General features: G+C 68.0%; 14 protein-coding genes and 2 pseudogenes. 9 read left to right on the top strand and 7 right to left on the bottom strand.

All coding sequences use genetic code 11. The features are described 5' to 3' along the window. The first annotated feature begins 123 nt into the window (after window positions 1-123). Both ACZ45Q_RS23940 and mihF read left to right on the top strand, forming a co-directional pair. Complete coding sequence (locus ACZ45Q_RS23940; protein ID WP_468264772.1) at window positions 124-1,320, top strand: aminotransferase class I/II-fold pyridoxal phosphate-dependent enzyme; 1,197 nt, start codon at window positions 124-126, stop codon at window positions 1,318-1,320. Between the two features lie 188 nt (window positions 1,321-1,508). After that, window positions 1,509-1,823 carry an integration host factor, actinobacterial type gene (mihF, locus tag ACZ45Q_RS23935; RefSeq protein ID WP_468264770.1) on the top strand — a complete coding sequence of 105 codons (315 nt, stop codon included), beginning with the start codon at window positions 1,509-1,511 and terminating at the stop codon, window positions 1,821-1,823. Window positions 1,824-1,863: 40 nt separating this feature from the next. Here mihF and ACZ45Q_RS23930 read toward each other — a convergent pair whose 3' ends face one another. Then, window positions 1,864-2,508: a hypothetical protein gene (locus ACZ45Q_RS23930; protein WP_468264768.1), complete on the bottom strand. Its 645-nt coding sequence runs from the start codon at window positions 2,506-2,508 to the stop codon at window positions 1,864-1,866. A gap of 207 nt (window positions 2,509-2,715) precedes the next feature. On the opposite strand from ACZ45Q_RS23930, the gene ACZ45Q_RS23925 reads away from it, so the two are divergent. Then, window positions 2,716-2,895 (top strand): hypothetical protein, encoded by a 180-nt coding sequence (locus ACZ45Q_RS23925; protein WP_468264766.1) that lies wholly within the window; start codon window positions 2,716-2,718, stop codon window positions 2,893-2,895. A 234-nt stretch (window positions 2,896-3,129) separates the two neighbouring features. Here the strand turns inward: ACZ45Q_RS23925 and ACZ45Q_RS23920 are convergent, their stop codons facing one another. Further along, window positions 3,130-3,636 carry a GNAT family N-acetyltransferase gene (locus ACZ45Q_RS23920; protein ID WP_468264764.1) on the bottom strand — a complete coding sequence of 169 codons (507 nt, stop codon included), beginning with the start codon at window positions 3,634-3,636 and terminating at the stop codon, window positions 3,130-3,132. 748 nt (window positions 3,637-4,384) lie between these two features. Next, window positions 4,385-5,605, bottom strand: coding sequence for an ATP-grasp domain-containing protein (locus tag ACZ45Q_RS23915; protein WP_468264762.1), 1,221 nt, complete (start codon window positions 5,603-5,605; stop codon window positions 4,385-4,387). Window positions 5,606-6,132: 527 nt separating this feature from the next. Here ACZ45Q_RS23915 and ACZ45Q_RS23910 point away from each other — a divergent pair. Then, window positions 6,133-6,918, top strand: coding sequence for a helix-turn-helix domain-containing protein (locus tag ACZ45Q_RS23910; protein WP_468264760.1), 786 nt, complete (start codon window positions 6,133-6,135; stop codon window positions 6,916-6,918). Window positions 6,919-7,765: 847 nt separating this feature from the next. On the opposite strand, the gene ACZ45Q_RS23905 is transcribed toward ACZ45Q_RS23910, so the two are convergent. Continuing rightward, entirely contained in the window at window positions 7,766-8,674 is a 909-nt protein-coding gene (locus ACZ45Q_RS23905; RefSeq protein WP_468264758.1) for an MmyB family transcriptional regulator, read from the bottom strand. 393 nt (window positions 8,675-9,067) lie between these two features. Beyond that, complete coding sequence (locus ACZ45Q_RS23900) at window positions 9,068-10,114, bottom strand: PhlD (RefSeq protein WP_468264756.1); 1,047 nt, start codon at window positions 10,112-10,114, stop codon at window positions 9,068-9,070. A 1,172-nt stretch (window positions 10,115-11,286) separates the two neighbouring features. Between ACZ45Q_RS23900 and ACZ45Q_RS23895 the strand changes: the two genes are divergently transcribed. The 3 genes from ACZ45Q_RS23895 to ACZ45Q_RS23885 all read left to right on the top strand — a co-directional run bounded on the left by ACZ45Q_RS23895 (window position 11,287) and on the right by ACZ45Q_RS23885 (window position 14,692). Further along, on the top strand, window positions 11,287-12,624 hold the full coding sequence (locus tag ACZ45Q_RS23895; RefSeq protein WP_468264754.1) for a cytochrome P450 family protein: 1,338 nt from the start codon (window positions 11,287-11,289) through the stop codon (window positions 12,622-12,624). 123 nt (window positions 12,625-12,747) lie between these two features. Beyond that, window positions 12,748-14,094, top strand: a complete 1,347-nt coding sequence (locus ACZ45Q_RS23890) for a cytochrome P450 (protein ID WP_468264752.1) — start codon at window positions 12,748-12,750, stop codon at window positions 14,092-14,094. Between the two features lie 175 nt (window positions 14,095-14,269). Continuing rightward, on the top strand, window positions 14,270-14,692 hold the full coding sequence (locus ACZ45Q_RS23885; RefSeq protein ID WP_468264750.1) for a hypothetical protein: 423 nt from the start codon (window positions 14,270-14,272) through the stop codon (window positions 14,690-14,692). A 186-nt stretch (window positions 14,693-14,878) separates the two neighbouring features. Here ACZ45Q_RS23885 and ACZ45Q_RS23880 read toward each other — a convergent pair whose 3' ends face one another. Further along, window positions 14,879-15,526, bottom strand: a complete 648-nt coding sequence (locus ACZ45Q_RS23880; RefSeq protein WP_468264748.1) for a ScbR family autoregulator-binding transcription factor — start codon at window positions 15,524-15,526, stop codon at window positions 14,879-14,881. Between the two features lie 79 nt (window positions 15,527-15,605). Here ACZ45Q_RS23880 and ACZ45Q_RS23875 point away from each other — a divergent pair. Further along, window positions 15,606-15,713: pseudogene (locus tag ACZ45Q_RS23875) on the top strand (IS5/IS1182 family transposase); the annotation flags it as partial. A gap of 161 nt (window positions 15,714-15,874) precedes the next feature. Here ACZ45Q_RS23875 and ACZ45Q_RS23870 read toward each other — a convergent pair. Then, entirely contained in the window at window positions 15,875-16,729 is an 855-nt protein-coding gene (locus tag ACZ45Q_RS23870; RefSeq protein WP_468264746.1) for a helix-turn-helix transcriptional regulator, read from the bottom strand. Window positions 16,730-16,900: 171 nt separating this feature from the next. On the opposite strand from ACZ45Q_RS23870, the pseudogene ACZ45Q_RS23865 reads away from it, so the two are divergent. Continuing rightward, window positions 16,901-17,338: pseudogene (locus ACZ45Q_RS23865) on the top strand (transposase family protein); the annotation flags it as partial. Window positions 17,339-17,358 lie beyond the last annotated feature (20 nt).

The raw sequence follows: 17,358 nt of genomic DNA, 5'->3' as shown, positions 1-17,358 counted from the left end.
ACGCGGGGTCAGATCGCAAGCCCAGGAGGTGGGACGTTCGCCTCTGGAGAGCCTGTCCGGTGCGCGGCGCGGTGAGGGTGGTGCGGAACTCGGCCGACCCGCGATAGAGATCGGATCCCGCTGATGGACCTGCTGGAGAAGTGCCGTGCCTATACCCGGGCTGATGAGGCACGCGATGTTGGGCTCTATCCGTTCTACCCGGCCTTTCAGGGGCCGTCCGAGGGCGGTCAGGCGGTGCTGGACGGCGCCGAGGTCTGCATGCTCGGCAGCACCAACTACCGTGCGCTGAATGTGAATGCGCAGGTGATCGGTGCCGCGCAGGACGCGATCGCCCTGTACGGGACGTCCGCGACCGGATCCCGGCTGCTGAACGGGAACCTGGATCTGCATGAGAATCTCGAGGCGGACCTCGCCGACTTCTTCGGCTATGAGGCGGCCCTCATCTTCAGCACGGGCTACATGACCAACTTGGGTGTCGTGTCCGCCCTGGCCGGGCGCGGCGACCAGGTGCTCCTGGATGAGAAGGCCCATGCCTCGCTGATCGATGGTGCCCGGTTGGCGGCAGCCTCCGGCGCGGTGGTGCGCCGGTTCGCGCACAACGACCCCGATGATCTGGCCCGTCAGTTGGCGGCCGTGCCGACGGCCTCTTCTTTGGTGGCTACGGAAGGGGTGTTCGCGATGGAAGGCGGCCCCGCCCCGGTGGCCGACCTCGTTTCGGTGTGCGAGGAGTTCGGGGCCACCTTGCTGGTCGACGACGCCGACGGAGTGGGAGTGTTCGGGCGGAGCCGCGGGGTGGTCGAACAGTCCGGCATGCGGGGCCGGGTGCCGTTGATGACCCTGACGTTCGGCAAGGCGTTGGCGTCGCAGGGCGGCGCGGTGCTGGCCGACGCCAAGACGATCGACTTCCTGCGGCACACCTCGCGGCCGCAGATCTTCTCGGCCGGGCTGAGTCCGGCCGACACCGCGGCTGCGCACGCGGCGCTGCGAGAGGTCCGCCGGCGCGCGGACGCGGAGCCGGACGCGCTCGCGGCGGCCGAGTACCTGCGCCGGGCCCTGGACGCGCTCGGCTACGACGTGGCCGGCAGCGCCAGCCCGGTCATCCCGGTGAGGTTCCCCGACCAGCTCTCGATGCTGTCGGCGCAGCGCCTCCTGGTCGAGCACGGGGTGTACACCAACGCCGTGCTGCCGCCCGCCGGCGAGGGCCACCAGCTGAGGATCGCCTGTACGGACGCGCACACCCTCGACGTGCTGGAATCGGCGATCGGCGTCTTCGCCTCGCTGCGCGAGGACCTCCTCCCCCGCTACCGCCGGGCGGCCTGACCGTGCCGGCCGCCGTGGTCACCGGGGCCAGCCGCGGCGGCTACGACCTGGTGCTCGCCGCCCGGGACGGCGCGGCCCTCGTAAAGGACTCCGCCCGGTCGCGGCCCCGACGGGAACCACGACTGGCGGTTCGCCCAACTCTGCCGAGGTCCGCGACCGCGAGATCTCACCCAGAAAGGTAGGAGAGCATGGCACTTCCCGCCCTCACCAATGACGAGCGCGACGCCGCGCGTCAGAAGGCCATCCTCGCCCGGCAGGCACGCAGCGCCGTGCGGGCGAGCCTCAAGGCCGGGACCTTGACGCTCGCCCAGGTACTCGACCGGGCGGACAGCGTGGTCGGCCGCATGCCGGTGCGGCAGCTTTTGACCGCACTGCCCGGCATCGGCCTGGTCCGCGCCACCCGGTCGATGAACGCGCTGGGCATCCCCGAGGGGCGCCGTGTCCAGGGCCTGGGGCCCGCCCAGCGGGCCAAGCTCCTGGAGGAGTTCCCCAGCCCCGCATAGCGCGCCTGCCCGGCGACCGGCACCGCTGCCCCGGTCTCGGTCAGCTGTCTGCGGGGAGCTTGCCGACGGCGGTCTTGATGTGGCGGTCCACCAGGGCGGGGGCGCCCACCAGCGTTACCGCGACATTGCCCTTGCGGACTGCCATGGTCTTGAACACCTGCGCTCCGGAGGGCAGTTTCATCGTCGAGGTGTAGGCGAACTGTTCGTCGCCCAGCTCCGGGGTGACGGACTTGGAAACCTTCACCTCGATGGGGGTGGTGCCCGACGTCATCGTGTAGGTCGGGCATGACGTGTAGGCGCCGAACAGCTCCCGCAACTTGCTGGAGAGCACCGAGGGGCGGTCGCTGTGCACTTCCTCGCCCAGCGTGGCGTCCCGGTCGTAGGTGAAGCTTGCCTCCGCCTTTGCGGCGAACATGTTCTCCTCGCCGTCCTGGCCCAGCTTCTCCAGGGCAGGGCAGCCCTGGACCGAGATGTCGTCGAACTTCTCGCTCCCGGGCTCCTCCTGGACCTGGGCGTATCCGGACCCGAGGTCTGCCTCGGTGAGCAGCAGGGGCCGCAGGGCGCCTGCTGCGAGCGGCTTCGCGTCACCGTCGCTTCCTCCGCCGCTGCTGCACCCCGCGATCAGTACGCCGCACACCGCGGTGCCCAGCGCCCACCGTCGCCTCCCGGACGTTGAGATGCGCATCACTTGGCTCAACTCCCTCCCCGATTGCCGGGACATGACATTACTGCCTCATGCCGATCACCTCCCCCCGGCCCACACGTGTCGCGGTCGCGCTGCGCCGGGCAAGCTGGTACTGGTTCCGGGGAAGGCGTCCTGCGGCCCGGAGCGCCCCGCGCTTGGTGAACAGCATCTGGGCGGCGGCCCGCAGCATAGTGTCGGCGGCCGCCAATGAGCGGTGTCGGCGAGCTGGCCGGCTGCACGCCGGTGGTCTGTACGCCCGTCGCGGCGCTCGTCAGCGCGGCCATTGCCCCCATCCAGTGCGCGGCCACGATCGCCGGATCCGGGCTGAACGTCCTCAGCACGGCTTGCAGATCTTCGGCCAGCACGCGCATGACCGTCGGGGCGTGACCCGGGAAGAGGCTCCGTGTCCGCGCTGGTGGAAGGTGGGGACGCGGATCCGGTCGTCGGTGGAAAGGTGCCGAAGCAACGTCGTTCCACACGGCGGCGGAGGCTTACCAGTCGTGCGCCACTACCACCGTCACCTCGGGTGGGGCGCTCGGCTTTCGCCGGTAGACGGCCAGGCGCGCACCGTCCGGTCTCGTCAGGTGGAGGTGCTCTGCCTGCTCGTTCAGGTCCATCGGGCTACTCGACGGGAACCGTGAGGTCGACGGTGGAGCTGTGAATGGCCGGCCGGGCCGCGCCGAGTGTCTTCATGATCTTGAGCATGCGCACGTTGTCCGAGCCGGTCATGACGGTCATCAAGGAGCAGCCAAAGGTGCGGGCCTGCGCGCGGGCGTACTGCGCCAGCATGGTGCCCAGGCCCCGGTTCTGCCAGGGATCCTCGATCATGATGCCGAGTTCGGCGGTGTCGGGCTCGGTCGTGCGGACCAGGCTGGTGGTCGCGATGACCTGCTGCGGTTCATCCTCCGGGTGGGTGACCCAGGTGAGGCTGCGGTCGGGGCGGGTCAGATGGTGGAACTCGGCGAGGCGCAGTGAGCGCCGGGCGGCCTGGTAGCGGGCGAAGCGCGTCGCGAGCGAGCAGCGGTCGTGCAACGCGTTCACCGCGTCGAAGTCGTCCAGAGTCGCGGGGCGGGTGATGGTTCGGGTCCCGGTGTGCGGCAAGACGGGCAGATGAGGTGCGGTGGTCATCGGGGCAGAGGTGGGCACAGAAGTCCTCGGCTTGCAGACGGGGAAGCGGGGGCTTCAGACACGGTGCTGGACTGCCGCAACCGCCGGTAGCCCCCGCAGGGGCTACTGACCGGGGTCCGGCACCGCCAGTTGCGGCCTCGTGCCCCGTGGCGGGAATCTCGGCCCATCGCAAGGGAGCCAGTCTTGCGTTGCCGCCCAGGGCGGGAGGCTGTCGTCGATGACGAAGTTGAAGCGAAGGACTGGGAAGGGCGACCGGGCGCTGTGCAACCACACGGAGCCGTTCGGGAAGGGAGCCCACAACCCGCTCGCCCACGCGAAGCTTCGCGTTCGGCTGCTCGGGGATGCTGCGCGGGACGGCGGAGCGGCCTGCGGCTCCCAGTTGCTCAAGGGCATCGGCCAGGGCACGGGGGTCGTGCCGGTTATAGTGCGGCCCAGGAGATGCCTGGCATGCTCTACCCGGATGTCCGCCAGTGCCTCGTTCACGGCGCTGTGCATGGTGAGCCCCCTTCTGGGATGTACGCGAGCAGCCGCCATCCTCTCGCTCAGGGTGTCTCGTGGTGCAGCGGGGGTCCTCCACCGTTAGCAGCCGGGCGGGGTCCTCCGGGGACCTGGCCGTGCATGGGTGCCGTCTGCGCCGGTGGGGCTGGGCGTTGCGCCGGTGACGGGTCCCTGCGCGTGAGCAGGGATGCGGGGAGTTCGCCGGTGAAGAACGCGGGAGAGCACATGCTCGGGACTCCTTGTCGGTGGGCTATGCGGAGAGGCGTGCTGACCATATTTCGGCAGCGGCACTGCGCAATCGGGCGGTGCACTGCGGATAATCCGTGCCGGAGACAAGGATGTGTCCGCTGCGCTGCAGAGGGCCCACTGGGTGCTCGGCCGGATACGGTCGGAAGGTTGCGTAGGGGGTGATGTGGGGGTACATCCCCGCGCGCGGCGGCAGCAGGGCGGCGCTTTCGGAGCCCTGGAGGAAACGTACGGCGGTCGCCCCCAGGCGGCTCTCGTCGGCGTGCAGGACCCGGCCGCGGGCGTGGTGGCCTGCCTGGGAGACGAGGTCAATCCCCGTCACCTGCTGGATCAGCATGCCGAGCAGAGGGTCGGTGAGATGGGTTGCGACACTGATGACGCGTGGCCCGGTAGAGGTGATCCGCATGCGGATCTGGGCCGGTCCCGAGCAGTGTCCCAGAGCGGCCAGCGCTCGGCTTGCAGTGTCCTCAACGGCCGGCGCGCAGACGTCATCGGCGTCGACGACCACTTCCACCGGGACCAGTGCAGGTTCGGCCTGCGGGTCGAAGGTTGCGTGGGAGATCGCGACGACCCTGGGGCCGGTCGGGAAGTCGGCGGTGTACGCGGTTGCCTCGATGCCGGCGAGCAGAGGCTCGATGACCGTGCCGGTGCCGTGCCAGGCGGCGGCGGTGGCCGCCGAAAAGGCTTCGGCCAGTTCGGACAGACCTCTCACCTGGCGTGCTGCGTACCGCACGCGTGGCGCGGCGGGCTTGCAGACCAGGGGGAATCCCACCTGGTGGGCTGCTTCCAGGGCCTGGTCGTAGGTGTCCGCGTGGAGGGCTCCGCTGTTGTCTACGCCTGCAGCGGTGAGCAGTTGCGCCGTGCGATGGCGCAGGGTGGTCGCTTCGATTGTCGCGGCGGACGCTGCAGGCAGGGCGAGCTCGCGGCGGAGCAGGTCGACAGTACGGGCCTGCGCGGGGTGGAAGGTGAGCGCGCCGGCAAGGGACCGGGTGCTAGCGAACCTCTGTACCGCGGTGAGCACTTCGGACGGATTCAGGAGGTTGGCGGTCCGTGCCTCGGCAAGGAGAGGCTGCTGCCAGGTCGGCTGCTCCGCATCGACGAGAAGCAGCGGCCCCACCGCGCCAAGGCGTTGCATGGCGTACTCCCACTCCGCCTGCGGCCCGCTGCCCAGGACGAGGAGGTGCCCGACGGGGCCGTCGTCCTGGTAGGGCGCATGGGTGTTCACGAGCAGTGCTCCAGAAGGTAGGAAGTGGTGCGCTCGCTGGCGGTGCCAGAGGGTGTTGTCACTCTCGCCGGACGCTCGGGCTGGGGCAACGGCTCCTCGCGCCGGTTCCCTGGCTACGGTCGACATGCGGCTCGTCGTGTCGCGCAGCGGGACGTGAACCGAATTTCTGATTGCTACTGGCGGGACGCGGTCCATCCCGTGGGAGATGGCGGTATTTACGCAGGTCACTCCAGGTATCAGCGGGACACTGGCCCATGGGGTGGCACTCGGCACCACTAGGCGGTACTCCCCCGTCCCCTGCGCAGCGCGCGGTCACGCGTCTCTGCGAAAGCGGCCGTGACCTGCTGCTTTGAAGCCACAGTGTGGGCAACTCCCGAGGCGGGACGCGTGTTTGAGGACCTCGTGGAAGACCCTCTTCCAGGAAGAGGTGGTTCCTCCACAAGACCGGATCTGCACGGTAGAGATGTGGTTGACGGGCCCCGTGAGGCGGGATCAAGCCCGCTCGTGCCGACCAGGAGGGACTGCCAGTGATCGACACCGAGCTTGTCGAGGCCGCCGGCACGGTGGATGACGGCATGACCGCCCACGCCCGGGTCTATCTCGTACTCCAGACCTTGAACAGCATGGGCCCCGGACTGCACCCGCTGCGGCGCATCATCGACGAGTCCGGAGTCACCAAGTCGACGGTCCATCGCATCCTGCGCGCCGGCGTTGAGGCCAAGCACCTGATCTACCGCGCACCGGGCCGTTACGGCATCGCCACCGACGTGGCCAACCACCGCCCGGATGCGAGCGTTCACCTGAATCTGCCGCATGACAGCGCCCTCGACCGTGAGACCACCGTGCTGCAGCGGCAGACCGCCCAGGTCGCGATGGCGTTCAGCGCCGTCCTGATCGACGACACTCCCGGGCGGCTGATGCTCGACCACACCTACGGGCGCCGCAGGGACTTCCAGGCGGCGTTCAACCACGCCGATGTCGACACCAAGGTGGCCTTGCGGTACGCGCCGCTCACCGCAGACGCGGCCGGGCTGGCGATCCTCTCGCACCTCGACGGCGCTCCGCAGAGCCACCTGATGCGGGAGATACGCTCCGAGGGGTACGTGCTGACCCAGTCGCCGCTGCCGGACTGGAAGATGCTCGGTGTGCCGTTGTGGCGCGGCTCGACCGTGTACGGCTCGCTCGTCGTCATGGGGTTGCGCCCGCAGATGGAACGCAACCGGCGCGAATACGCCGCGGCCGCGCTGGCCTGCGCCGCACGGCTGAGCGCACGCTGCGAGCTGGGCAGCGGTGCCATGCGTCTGGCGAGCTGACGCTCATGGACTGCGCCCGCGACCGCACCGGCCCACACCGGAGCTGTGGCGGTCGTCACCGATCACCAGGCGCGGCCGTGCAGCCTCAGCCAGTCAGCAGGGCTTGCCGCCGTCGCAGAAAAGCGCGCTCAGTCATCGTCCGCGGCGTTCCCGACCCACGCAAGCGGCGTCCCTTCCCCGCGCACCAATGCGGATCCTCTGACTCGTGCCCCGCGTCCAGGACACAGGCGCGCCCCACCGGCCAGGTGTGCCGGTACAGCCCCGCTGAAGAACGTGGTCGCCGTCCCGGAGCGCCTGCTGGTGTAATCCTGCAGGGCCCCATACCGAGGGCACAGCTGCAGCCCGAGCCGGATCTCCTCGCCCAGACGACGGACTTCCGGGTCGGCCAGCAGAACCAGAACGGTGGTCTGCGCCACCCTGTCCGTCAGGCCGCGATCGGCACCTGCGGGCCATGGCTCGAGTAGTACTCCTCCATGATGCTCGCCGCCTCAGTCCGGATCCTGCGGAGACACTCCCGTAGGTGACCATCCTCGCCTACCCGGTTGTGTCCGGCGGCCCGGTCCTCCGCGTCCGTTGCCGAAGACCCTGGACGGCTCCGAGCATGCAGCCTCCAGGCCCGCTGCGTGCTCCGAGCAAAGGCGGGAGTGGTACCCCGTACGCGGCCCGCTGGAGGGCTGTCTTCACCGAAAACGAGTTGGCCCAGGAGGCCGCTCGCTGCGCGTACGCGGTCTTTGACCAGCTCGAAGAGCCCAGCCTCGATATCCCGACGTCGCGCCGCTGCTCGGGTTCCCGATACCGGTTCAGATGTGTGAGCCCGCCGACTATGTCAGCGTGCCCGGCCTGCTTGTTAGGCAGGCTGCCTGGCCGCTTCCGGCGTCAACCGCTCGCCGAGGTCGATGAGCACAAGGGTGAGGCGCGTGAACCCGAGACGCTGGAGTGATCGGGGGGTCTCTTCGACCAGCCGACATCCTTGGCGGCCGACACCCGGCTCAGGGTGGCGCAGTTCGCGGACCGCGCCCTCGTGGTGAACCAGGTCGGCGCCGGTGCCCAAGACCCAGTTCGGCATGTCGGTGAGGTAGGCGTCGCGGAGCGCTGCATGGCGGTACACATCGCGGCGGATGGCCTGGAGCCCGTTGTCCTCGCTGTGCCGCTCGAGGCTGGACGACAACTGGGCGAGCATGGCGAGTTGCCACTTGATGTGGTCTATGAGGATGGCCGGGGCGTCCGGGTGGAAGAGTCCGAACCTCAGGAAGTTGCGCGTGGGCATCGCGGTGGGGTGCGCCCGCACTCTGCTGAACAGGTCCCGGAAGGCCTTGTTCGCCATCTTCACGTCCCACGCCTGGTCGATGACGAACGAGGGCAGTGAGAGCGCGTCCATCACGACGGTGTAGTCGCCCAAGAAGGCGGCGACGGCGGGGTCTTCCGACTCGGGGCGGTGGAGCGCGGCGCGTAGGTCGGGCTGCGGTGCGCGACCGACCGCGTAGAGGAACAGCAGGGTGGTTTGGTACTCCGTCATCTCGAGGGCTTCCGCCAAAGCATAGAGCTTCTCGTCCTTCCACTCCTTGACCCGGCCCCGCTCCCAGTCGCCATAGGCCCGACCGCTGATGCCCAGGCGGTGGGCGATGTCCTCCTGGCTCCGCTTGAGGTGCTCGCGGCGCCCTTTGAGGAAGTCGTGCAGCCTTCTGGCCTGAATCTCTGAGGCCAGGTTCCCTGCGGTCTCCTCCCGGCCGGCGCGAGGTTGAACGTCGGCTTTCATAACAATTCCCCCTTGTCGATGCGGCTCTGTCCCTGTCCGCGGTTGGGGCCCCCGGGGATGCAGGCGTGAACGGAGCCCGTTCCTTGTGCAGTCGAGGGCTGTTCGGTACCTAGTCCGTCTCGGCACGAGGTGGTCGGCGTGCTGACGATGTCCGGAGCCCGGGTTCCCGTACCGATCATGAGCATTGTCGGCTGGGACGGCCCCGTGCTCGAGAAGACTCGGGTGGTGGTCGGCTCATGCACCATTTGCAAGGGACGTGAGCGTACGGGGCCTGGCCGCTCATCACCGCGAAGCCGCATGCTCACGCCTAGCACTGGTTTCGTCCGGTCGTTACGGTGTGTGTTCATAGGCGGGTCCCGGTTGCGGGCGCGTCGGGTCGCGCGGTAGGGCGGATTACGTCCAGTTGCCGTAGAGGGCGGCGATAGTGAAACCGGGGCCAAAGGCTGCGAGTGCGCCGGGAGCGCCGGGGGCTGGTTGGTTGTCGTGGGTGCGTCGCAGTACGTCGAGCACGGCAGCGCCGCCTAGGTTCCCGTTCTCGGCGAGAGAGGCGTGGGAGTGGCGGCCATCCTTATCGGCGTTGAGGCCGACACCGGTGACGACCTCGTCAATAATGCGAGGCCCGCCGGGGTGAATCGCTGCCCATTCGAGCGGGCGCTCGTCGAGCCAATCGACTAGATGTGGCAGGGCGTCGGAGGCGGCGCCAGCGGCTGCCTTGGTGGACGCGAAGTGCAGTCCTTCCTCGTCGATGACGCCCCAGTATCGGTCGAGGCTGTTCGGCATCACCAGCTCGAACGGATCAAGAGCGACGAAGCCCGGCGGGAGGCCCTCGGTGGTCGACTTTGTCACGCCGGTAACAACGCACGCGGCCGCAGAGTCTCCGAAGAGGGCGCGATACATCATCGACTGCGGCGTGCTCTCCGACTGATGGTAGATCGTAGAAAGGGTTTCCGCGGCAACGACGAGCACGCGGGAACCGGGCCGGGCGGTCGTGTAATCGAGGGCGCGGATGAGGGCTTGGGCGCCGCCGGAGCAGGCGAGGGTGGCGAGGGGCATGCGGGACACGTCGGGGCGCAGGCCAAGGCGCTCGACGAGGTGCACGTCCAAGTTCGGTACGGAGAAGCTCGTGGTGTGGCTGGTCGCGATGGCGTCAATGTCAGCCGCATTGAGGCCGACGGTGGCCATGGCTTCACGTGCAGCGTGTTCGCCGAGGTCGAGTGCGTCGTTGAATGCCACTTCGGTCCGCCGGCCGACGCCGCTCGGCGCGGTCACTTCCTCCAGCGGCCGGGTCCACCAGCGCTGTTGGACCCCGGTGTTGTCTATGAGACGCCGCCAGATCGCGGCCCGGGGGTGGTCTCGGGCCGGGTCGTCCGGATGGCGATAGACGGTTCGGATGTGCTCATGCAGGGCGGCGGTGGTGATGCGATGACGAGCGAGCCTCACGACGGGTCTGCCTATGTGCGCAGGCACCGAGCCTCCATGCTTGGTTGCGGATCGATGGTGGGGTCTACCTGCAGACTTCAACGTTGGGCGCCGCCGACGCCGGAACGGACGGGTGAAATCTGCCCTGGCCGCTTTTGAGTGTGGATGCTGAGTCATCTCGGGTACTCGGCGTGACGGAAACGGGCTGGCCGAGCTGCCGGGGTGGACGCAATTGCGGCCCAAGCCGCGGCATCATTCACCAGTGACCGGGTTCGCGAGAAGGCTGTCGGCTACGTGGGCGAAGCACTCGCCCGGCGAGTAGGCGGCCTTCCCCCGGGTGACGATCACCAGCGCCCACTCTGCGTGCCGGCGGGACAGGCGCGGGCCTACAAGACGGGCCGGTTCGTCCGCCGGCGGCCTCGGCGAGAGTGTCGAGGGCTTGCTGGACCTCCGTGCAGCCACCAGGACTCCCCGCGCTGCGAGGCGGAGCCTTGGGGAGGTGCTCGGGGGATCAGCGAAGCGCCCACCCTCCGCCGCTCATGGGTGCCTCGTCCGATGCCGAGCAGTACGTCGACCTTGGCCGGGGAGAAGCCTCCGCCAGCGGCGTGGCCTCCTTGGAGGGCTCGACGGAACAGGCCGTAGTCGGCAGGGACCAGCTCGGCTCGGCGTCGTTCCAGCAACGTTCTGAGTGCCTTCTTCCATGAGTAATTCACTGCCACTCTCCTCCGGTTGGACCTGTGGGTGGGGTTCATGATGGCCCATTTCTCGACGTCATTTGCCTGCGAGATTTGCAGGGAAATGGTCGGTACTCGTCCCGCGCCGGTTCGGCTTGCCACAGGGCCAGGCGATGCCACTGGCTCTTGTGCCGTCGGTGAGCAGGTGGCGGCCACCCAGGTAGGCAGGGTCGGCTCCGCCCTCCACGCGCGACCGACCAACCCGCCTGGGTCCATCGACCGAACTGCTGTGAGATGCAACAGTTGTGGCTACGGTGAGATCCCGCGCACCTGATGCGGCTCGTGCTGCGGACAGGTAGCCGGAGCGTCACCGGGTGTCGTGTGAGGCCCGGCCCATCTGACGGCCCTCCCGTCCCGTCTACGGGCGTGCGGGATGCCGAAGGGGGTGGCCAATGGCCGGCAGACGTCTCTCTCTGGTTTCCGCACTGTTTGGACTTGCACTGGAAGGAGCAAAGCGTCATGGATGTTCATCCCACACCGGTGCCACCGCCGGGGTGCCCCGCTCATGACTCTGGCGGCAGGGTGCCGCTGTACGGTCCAGATTTCGCAGCCGATCCGCAGGCGTACTACGACTACCTTCGCCATTTCGGTCCTACGGCACCCGTGGAACTCGCACCGGGTGTCGCGGCCACCCTCGTCACGGACTACACGGCGGCCCTGGAGCTGCTGCGCGATCCGGCATTCCGCAAGGACGCCCGTCAGTGGCGGGACCTTCACAATGGCAAGGTCCCCGAGGGCAGCCCGGTCGTGCCGCTGCTTGCGTACCGGCCGAACTGCATGTTCGCCGACGGTGCCGAGCACCAGCGGCTACGACTGGCGGTGACCGAGAGCATGATGCGCATCGACTTCCGCCGACTGGCCCAGTGCACCGAGCAGGTCTCCGCGTATCTCATAGCGCAGTTCAGCGCCCGTGGCTCCGCCGATCTGATGGCCGACTACGCCAGGCAGCTCCCGCTGTTCGTCTTCAACGAACTGTTCGGCTGTCCTGCGGAGATCGGTGACCGGGTGCTGTTCGGCATCGCCGGAATGTTCGACGGAGTCAATGCCGCCGAGTCGGCGCAACTGCTGCACGGCGCGGTCGGTGAGCTCGTGGCCCTCAAGCGAGAGCGACCTGGCGACGACGTCACTTCATGGCTGATGGAGCACGAGGCCGCCCTGACCGACGAGGAGATGGTCCATCAGCTCTCACTACTTCTGGGGGCGGGGGCTGAGCCTTTGCGAAACTTGATCGGCAACACTTTGCACCGCATCCTCACCCACGATCGGGGCGCCTACCAGGATGTTCACAATGCCGTCAACGACACGTTGTGGAAGAACCCGCCGATTGCGAACTTTGCCGCGCACTATCCGGCGGACGACCGTATGTATGCCGGCCAGCGGGTGACGGCGGGCCAGCTGATGATGGTTAGCTTCGCTGCCGCGAATATGGGCATGGTGCAGTCAGAGGGCAACCATGCGGCCAACCGGGCCTCGCTGGCGTGGAGCGCTGGCCCACACGCGTGCCCTTCGCAGAGGCCGGCGACCGGCATCACCGTCACCGCCATCGACAACCTGCTCGGCCAGCTCCCAGACATCGAACTCGCCGTGCCGGCGAGCCTGCTGACCTGGCGCCCCGGTCCATTCCACCGCGCTCTGAACGCGCTCCCCGTCCGCTTCAGCGCAGTCCAGGCCAAGGGCCGGCCTACAGCGCCTGTCCCTCCACAGCACGCGATGGCCCACGTTGAGCACAGCGCAGAGAACCGCAGGGCGGGCGGCGCTGGGAAGTGGTCCCAGTTCCTGGCCTGGCTGAGGAAGTGACCGCACACCCCGTGCCCTCTGCACGGCGGCCCGCACAACGTAATCTGCCATCCAGGCACGACCGTTGCCCTGAATCCCACCCCGGTCCCCCGGGACCGTGCTTCCAGGAGTAAGTAAGCCGTCATGGACGCCAACACCCCCGACGCGGTGCCCCCGCCCGGATGCCCCGCCCACCCCGACGGACGGATACCGCTGTACGGGCCCGACTTCGCGGCCGACCCGCACGCCTACTACGACTTTGCGAGGGCATACGGCCCCACCGCACCCGTTGAACTCGCCCCAGGTGTCGACGCCTCCCTCGTCACTGACTACGCGACAGCACTGCGCCTACTCCAGGACAACGGCACCTTCCGAAAGGACGCACGCCGCTGGCGAGACTTCAACGAAGGTCTGATCCCGCTGGACAGTCCCGTCGTTCCTTTGCTCGCCTACCGTCCCAACGCCATGTTCAGCGACGGCGCTGAGCACCTGCGGCTCCGCCAGGCGATCACCGACACCATGGCCCGCATCGATACCGGCCGGCTGGCCCGAAGCACCGACCAGGTCTCGGACTACCTGATCTCCCAGTTCGGCTCCCGCGGCTCCGCCGACCTGATGGCCGACTACGCCAGACAGCTCCCGCTGTTCGTCTTCAACGAGCTGTTCGGCTGCCCCGCCGACATCGGCGACCGCATCCTGTTCGGCATCTCCGGCATGTTCGACGGTGTCAACGCGGAACGGGCCGCCGAGGTGCTCTTCGGAGCGGTTGGTGAGCTCGTGGGCCTTAAGCGCAGCCGGCCCGGCGACGACGTCACCTCGTGGCTGATGCAGCACGAGACCAAGTTGAGCGATGAGGAGATGGTGTATCAGCTCTCACTTCTCCTAGGCGCGGGCGCCGATCCGCTGCGTAACCTGATCGGCAACACCCTGCACCGCATCCTCCTCCACGACGAGTACGCCCGCCAGGGAGGACTGATCGACGAAGCGATGGAGGACACACTGTGGGAGAACCCTCCGGTGCCCAATCTGGCACCACACTATCCCGCCTCTGACGTGGAGTTCGCCGGGCAGAAGTTCCAGGCAGGGGACCTCATCATGGTGAGTTTCGCCGCTGCGAACAATAGCCCGAGCCTGGCCGCCGCCCGGCAGTCCGGCAGTAACCGGTCCCACCTGGCCTGGAGCGCAGGCCCGCACGCCTGTCCCTCGAAGGACCCCGCCCGTCAGATCACCATGGCCGCCGTCGAGAACCTCCTCAACCGGATCCCCGACCTTCAAGCCGCCGTGCCCGAAGACAGCCTGACGTGGCGCCCCGGTCCCTTCACTCGCGGCCTCACCGCGCTCCCGGTCCGCTTCACCCCACTCGCAGCCCCCGAACGGGTACCTGCCCAGGGCCAGACTCCCGCAGGCGAACGCGCCCATCAGTCCGGCACCGCGCGTAAGGCGACGAGCACCGGCCGGTGGAGCCAGTTCCTCAACTGGCTCACGAGGTGACGCGCGCGCCGAATCTCCGCCAGTCGCTGCCCACGTAGCGGACCGAACCCGCCGGCGCGGCCGCGGGAAGGGGCAGCGCACTGTGCAGCCCCTAGGACAACCCACCCTCGCTACCCTCTGGAAGCTGCCCGACCTCAACAGGCGGGCAGTTTCCTGCATCTTTCGGAGGCGCACCATGATCCGCCAGGAAACTGCCTGGGTTCTCTTCGCTGCTGGCCTGATCTTCCTCGTATCGCTGATCCTCGGGGTGTGGAAATGGCAACAGTCGATATCGTCCACAGATGGAACAGCACACCGCTACGTCAACGTGGCCCATAGTGCCGGACTGATGTACAGCTTCGCGGCAGCGGCCATCGTGGCGCCGCTCGTCCAGTTCTCCGGCTGGCCATCCGCAGTGAACGCCACCGCCGCCGCAGCGATCATCGCAATGTTCATCCTGACGATCTCGAACTATGTGCGGCTTGCAATCGAGGGCCGAACCGACAACCAGATGCGCGACCGGAGACCCAGCCTGCGCGGTGTACGCGAGGCCCTGATCATCGGTGAGATCGGCGGCACCGCAGTCCTGCTGGCTGGCTTCGCCGTAGCCGAGCTGTAGGCAAGCAGAGCGATACCCACGAAGCCAGCCGCGGTGAGACACAAAAGCACACGCATCAGGACAGTCGCATCACCGGCTGAGCCCAGGGATCACGCCCGACCAGTCCCCGCTCGCGCTACAGAGGGCGAAGGGCCGACCGCGGCGGGGTGCACAGTGGGCCCCTGCCGCATTCAGGTGACCGCAGCGTCAGGCCGTGCCTGTTTCCCTTTCCAGACGGGTCGCGAGGGCGAGGTAGCGCGCGCGCCGGGGTACCGGGACCATGCCCCGGACTCGGATATACCACATCTCGGCGAGGCGACGGGATTGACGGCCGGCTGGTTCGAGGGCACTGCCCACGACGCAGTTCCCGACGACCGAGGAGACGAGGGCGTCGGCGACGGAGCCGACGTCGATGTCGGGGTGCACATCGGACTGCCGCAATGCGTTCAGCAGCCGGGCCGCGGCGACCTCCCGCCACTCGGTGAAGGGATGCGGCAACGGAGGTCGGACCAGTGCTCCCGCTGCGGCCAGCCGCATCCCGGCCCGTAGCACAGGCCCCTCCTCGTAGACCCGGGTCATGCCGAACATGAGGCGCATCAACTCCTCCAGCGAGGAGTAGCCACGCCCGTCCAGGGCCTTCGCCAGCCGACGGAAGGTGCAGGACTGCATCTCCAGGATGGCGTGCGCGAGGTCTTCCTTCGCCGCGAAGTGGAAGTACAGGGACCCCTTGGATACCCCAGCGTGGGCGACGATCTCGCTCAGGCTGGTCGACTCGTAGCCGCGGCGGTCGAACAGGTCGGCCGCCGCACCGACGATGGTCGCGCGGGTCCGCTCGGCGCGTAGTTGCCTCGCCATCGGCTGGACTCCCCCGGACTGAAACTCAACAGACCGTGTGCCTGCTCTTCCCGCTTCGCAACGATAACTCACGGACTGGTTTGGGCCGTCGGGGGCCACGGCCCACTGGCGGCTCACGGAGTGGTCGAGAGTTCCGGTGTGGGCCAAGCTCCACTGTGGAGTACTCAACGAACTCTGGCAGGCCGGCGGGGAGGAGCCCGGCTCGACAGGTCGCACGCAGCCGGGCTGCCACCGGGCTCGGAGCACGACCAGGGCCCGACCACACGCTCACGTGGCGGGCGGCCGCGTACGCGGGGTGCTCGCCACGGGGGCCCGTAAGAGCAGCTGGCAGCTGGCTGAATGGGCCGGTTACCCGGTGCCGTCACAAGTGGCTCGTATGGGCGGCGGGCTTACTGGCCGCTCTGCACCTGGCGTGAAGATCATCGTCATGGTGATGAACCGACTGGAGCTCAGCGGTGATGAGGTCGCCAGACTCACCCAGCCGATGCCGTGCTCGGGGTGGTTAAAGGGGCGGCATGTACCGTCTGGGTGAACGAATACGGGCCCGAAGTCCCGGTAGTACGGTCCAGTGACAGGATCTGCGAGGACACGCTGGACGATGTCCGCGATTCGTTCGTCATCCGGATAGGCGGCGCGCGCTGCCCACAGCTGGGGGACGATGAAGGGGGCCCAAGCACTGTCCCAGTCGGGAAGCAGACGCCGCGCTGCGGGGTCGAGCAGCATGTACTCCATCGTGTTCGCGGGGTGCGCCTGCTCGGGAAAGAGCCGCGGGAAGTGGGAGTTGAAAGCGACGACGTCCCAGCGGTGATTCGTGATGTAGACGGCGTGCGGAACGCTGTCGATGACCTGCTGCCACGTGCCGTCGAGCTCTTCGTTCTGCTCCGGATTGATGGGGTGTGGGGGGTCATGGCGCCATGTCATGCGCCACAGCCACACCCACTCGTGTGAGTTGAGTTTGAACAGCTCGCCAACGCCCCGCAGGACGTGTTCGGGGGCGTTATTGTAACGGCCGTTCTCAAGCCGCTCGTAGGTTCCGCGGCCGAAGCCGAGGATGTCGTCGACCTGGGTCTGGGAGAGGCCCCCGCCGGCGGGGCGGCGCCCCTGGGGCGCAAGGCGAGTGAAGCCGTAGTCAGCAGGATTCAGCATGGCTCGGCGGCGTTGCAACACCGTTCGGAGTGCCCCCTTCAATGCATTCTGCTTCATTTTGTCCTCCTCTCCCGTTCATGACATGAACGCGGTCCATCATGTCTCACCACCGGCGTCATGGAAAACGGCAGGCCAATACGTGGCGGGATATGCCAGTTGGCGTTGCCTGCCCAGTGATGCTCGTAAGGCCCTGAGGTGCAAGAGCCCTCCGTGTGCAGCCTAAACGGAATGCGATTCACCGCTGGGCACCAGGCCGCAAATACAAGGGGGACCACCGGTTTTGTGCGGCACCTGACGAGCTCGTGCACGGGAGGCGGTGAAATCTCGAGTTTCTGGTCGTCGAACGTGGTCGTGTCCTGGGGAACGCGTCTCCCGGCAGCGATCCTCAGTGATCGGAGGACCACGGACATGTCGGCAGGAAGGGTCGCTGAACTCGTCGCAGGGCTGAGCCGATTACGGCAGTATGACACCAGGCGAAGCCTGGGTCCCGGCCGCGGGGAGCGTGCCGTGGGCGCAGGTGCGAAACGCTGGCTGGTGTTCGTCGCCCGGCTCCTGGCCACGCTCGTGCACCTCCGGCATGCCACCAGACACGACATGCTCGCCTGCTGGTTCGGTATCGCCCCCTACGCCATCACCCGGGCGTTCGGAGAGATACGGCCCTTGCTCGCCGAGCGAAGTGCGCCGTC

It is taken from the genome of Streptomyces sp. NPDC031049 (assembly GCF_055571015.1).
This window is presented reverse-complemented; position numbering and strand designations above follow the sequence as displayed.

Coding starts and splice junctions, on each gene's coding strand:
- ACZ45Q_RS23880 (WP_468264748.1), bottom strand. CDS start 15,526: ATGGCGAGGCAACTACGCGCCGAGCGGACCCGCGCGACCATCGTCGGT.
- ACZ45Q_RS23885 (WP_468264750.1), top strand. CDS start 14,270: ATGATCCGCCAGGAAACTGCCTGGGTTCTCTTCGCTGCTGGCCTGATC.
- ACZ45Q_RS23890 (WP_468264752.1), top strand. CDS start 12,748: ATGGACGCCAACACCCCCGACGCGGTGCCCCCGCCCGGATGCCCCGCC.
- ACZ45Q_RS23895 (WP_468264754.1), top strand. CDS start 11,287: ATGGATGTTCATCCCACACCGGTGCCACCGCCGGGGTGCCCCGCTCAT.
- ACZ45Q_RS23920 (WP_468264764.1), bottom strand. CDS start 3,636: ATGACCACCGCACCTCATCTGCCCGTCTTGCCGCACACCGGGACCCGA.
- ACZ45Q_RS23940 (WP_468264772.1), top strand. CDS start 124: ATGGACCTGCTGGAGAAGTGCCGTGCCTATACCCGGGCTGATGAGGCA.
- ACZ45Q_RS23925 (WP_468264766.1), top strand. CDS start 2,716: ATGAGCGGTGTCGGCGAGCTGGCCGGCTGCACGCCGGTGGTCTGTACG.
- ACZ45Q_RS23870 (WP_468264746.1), bottom strand. CDS start 16,729: ATGAAGCAGAATGCATTGAAGGGGGCACTCCGAACGGTGTTGCAACGC.
- ACZ45Q_RS23930 (WP_468264768.1), bottom strand. CDS start 2,508: ATGCGCATCTCAACGTCCGGGAGGCGACGGTGGGCGCTGGGCACCGCG.
- ACZ45Q_RS23905 (WP_468264758.1), bottom strand. CDS start 8,674: ATGAAAGCCGACGTTCAACCTCGCGCCGGCCGGGAGGAGACCGCAGGG.
- mihF (WP_468264770.1), top strand. CDS start 1,509: ATGGCACTTCCCGCCCTCACCAATGACGAGCGCGACGCCGCGCGTCAG.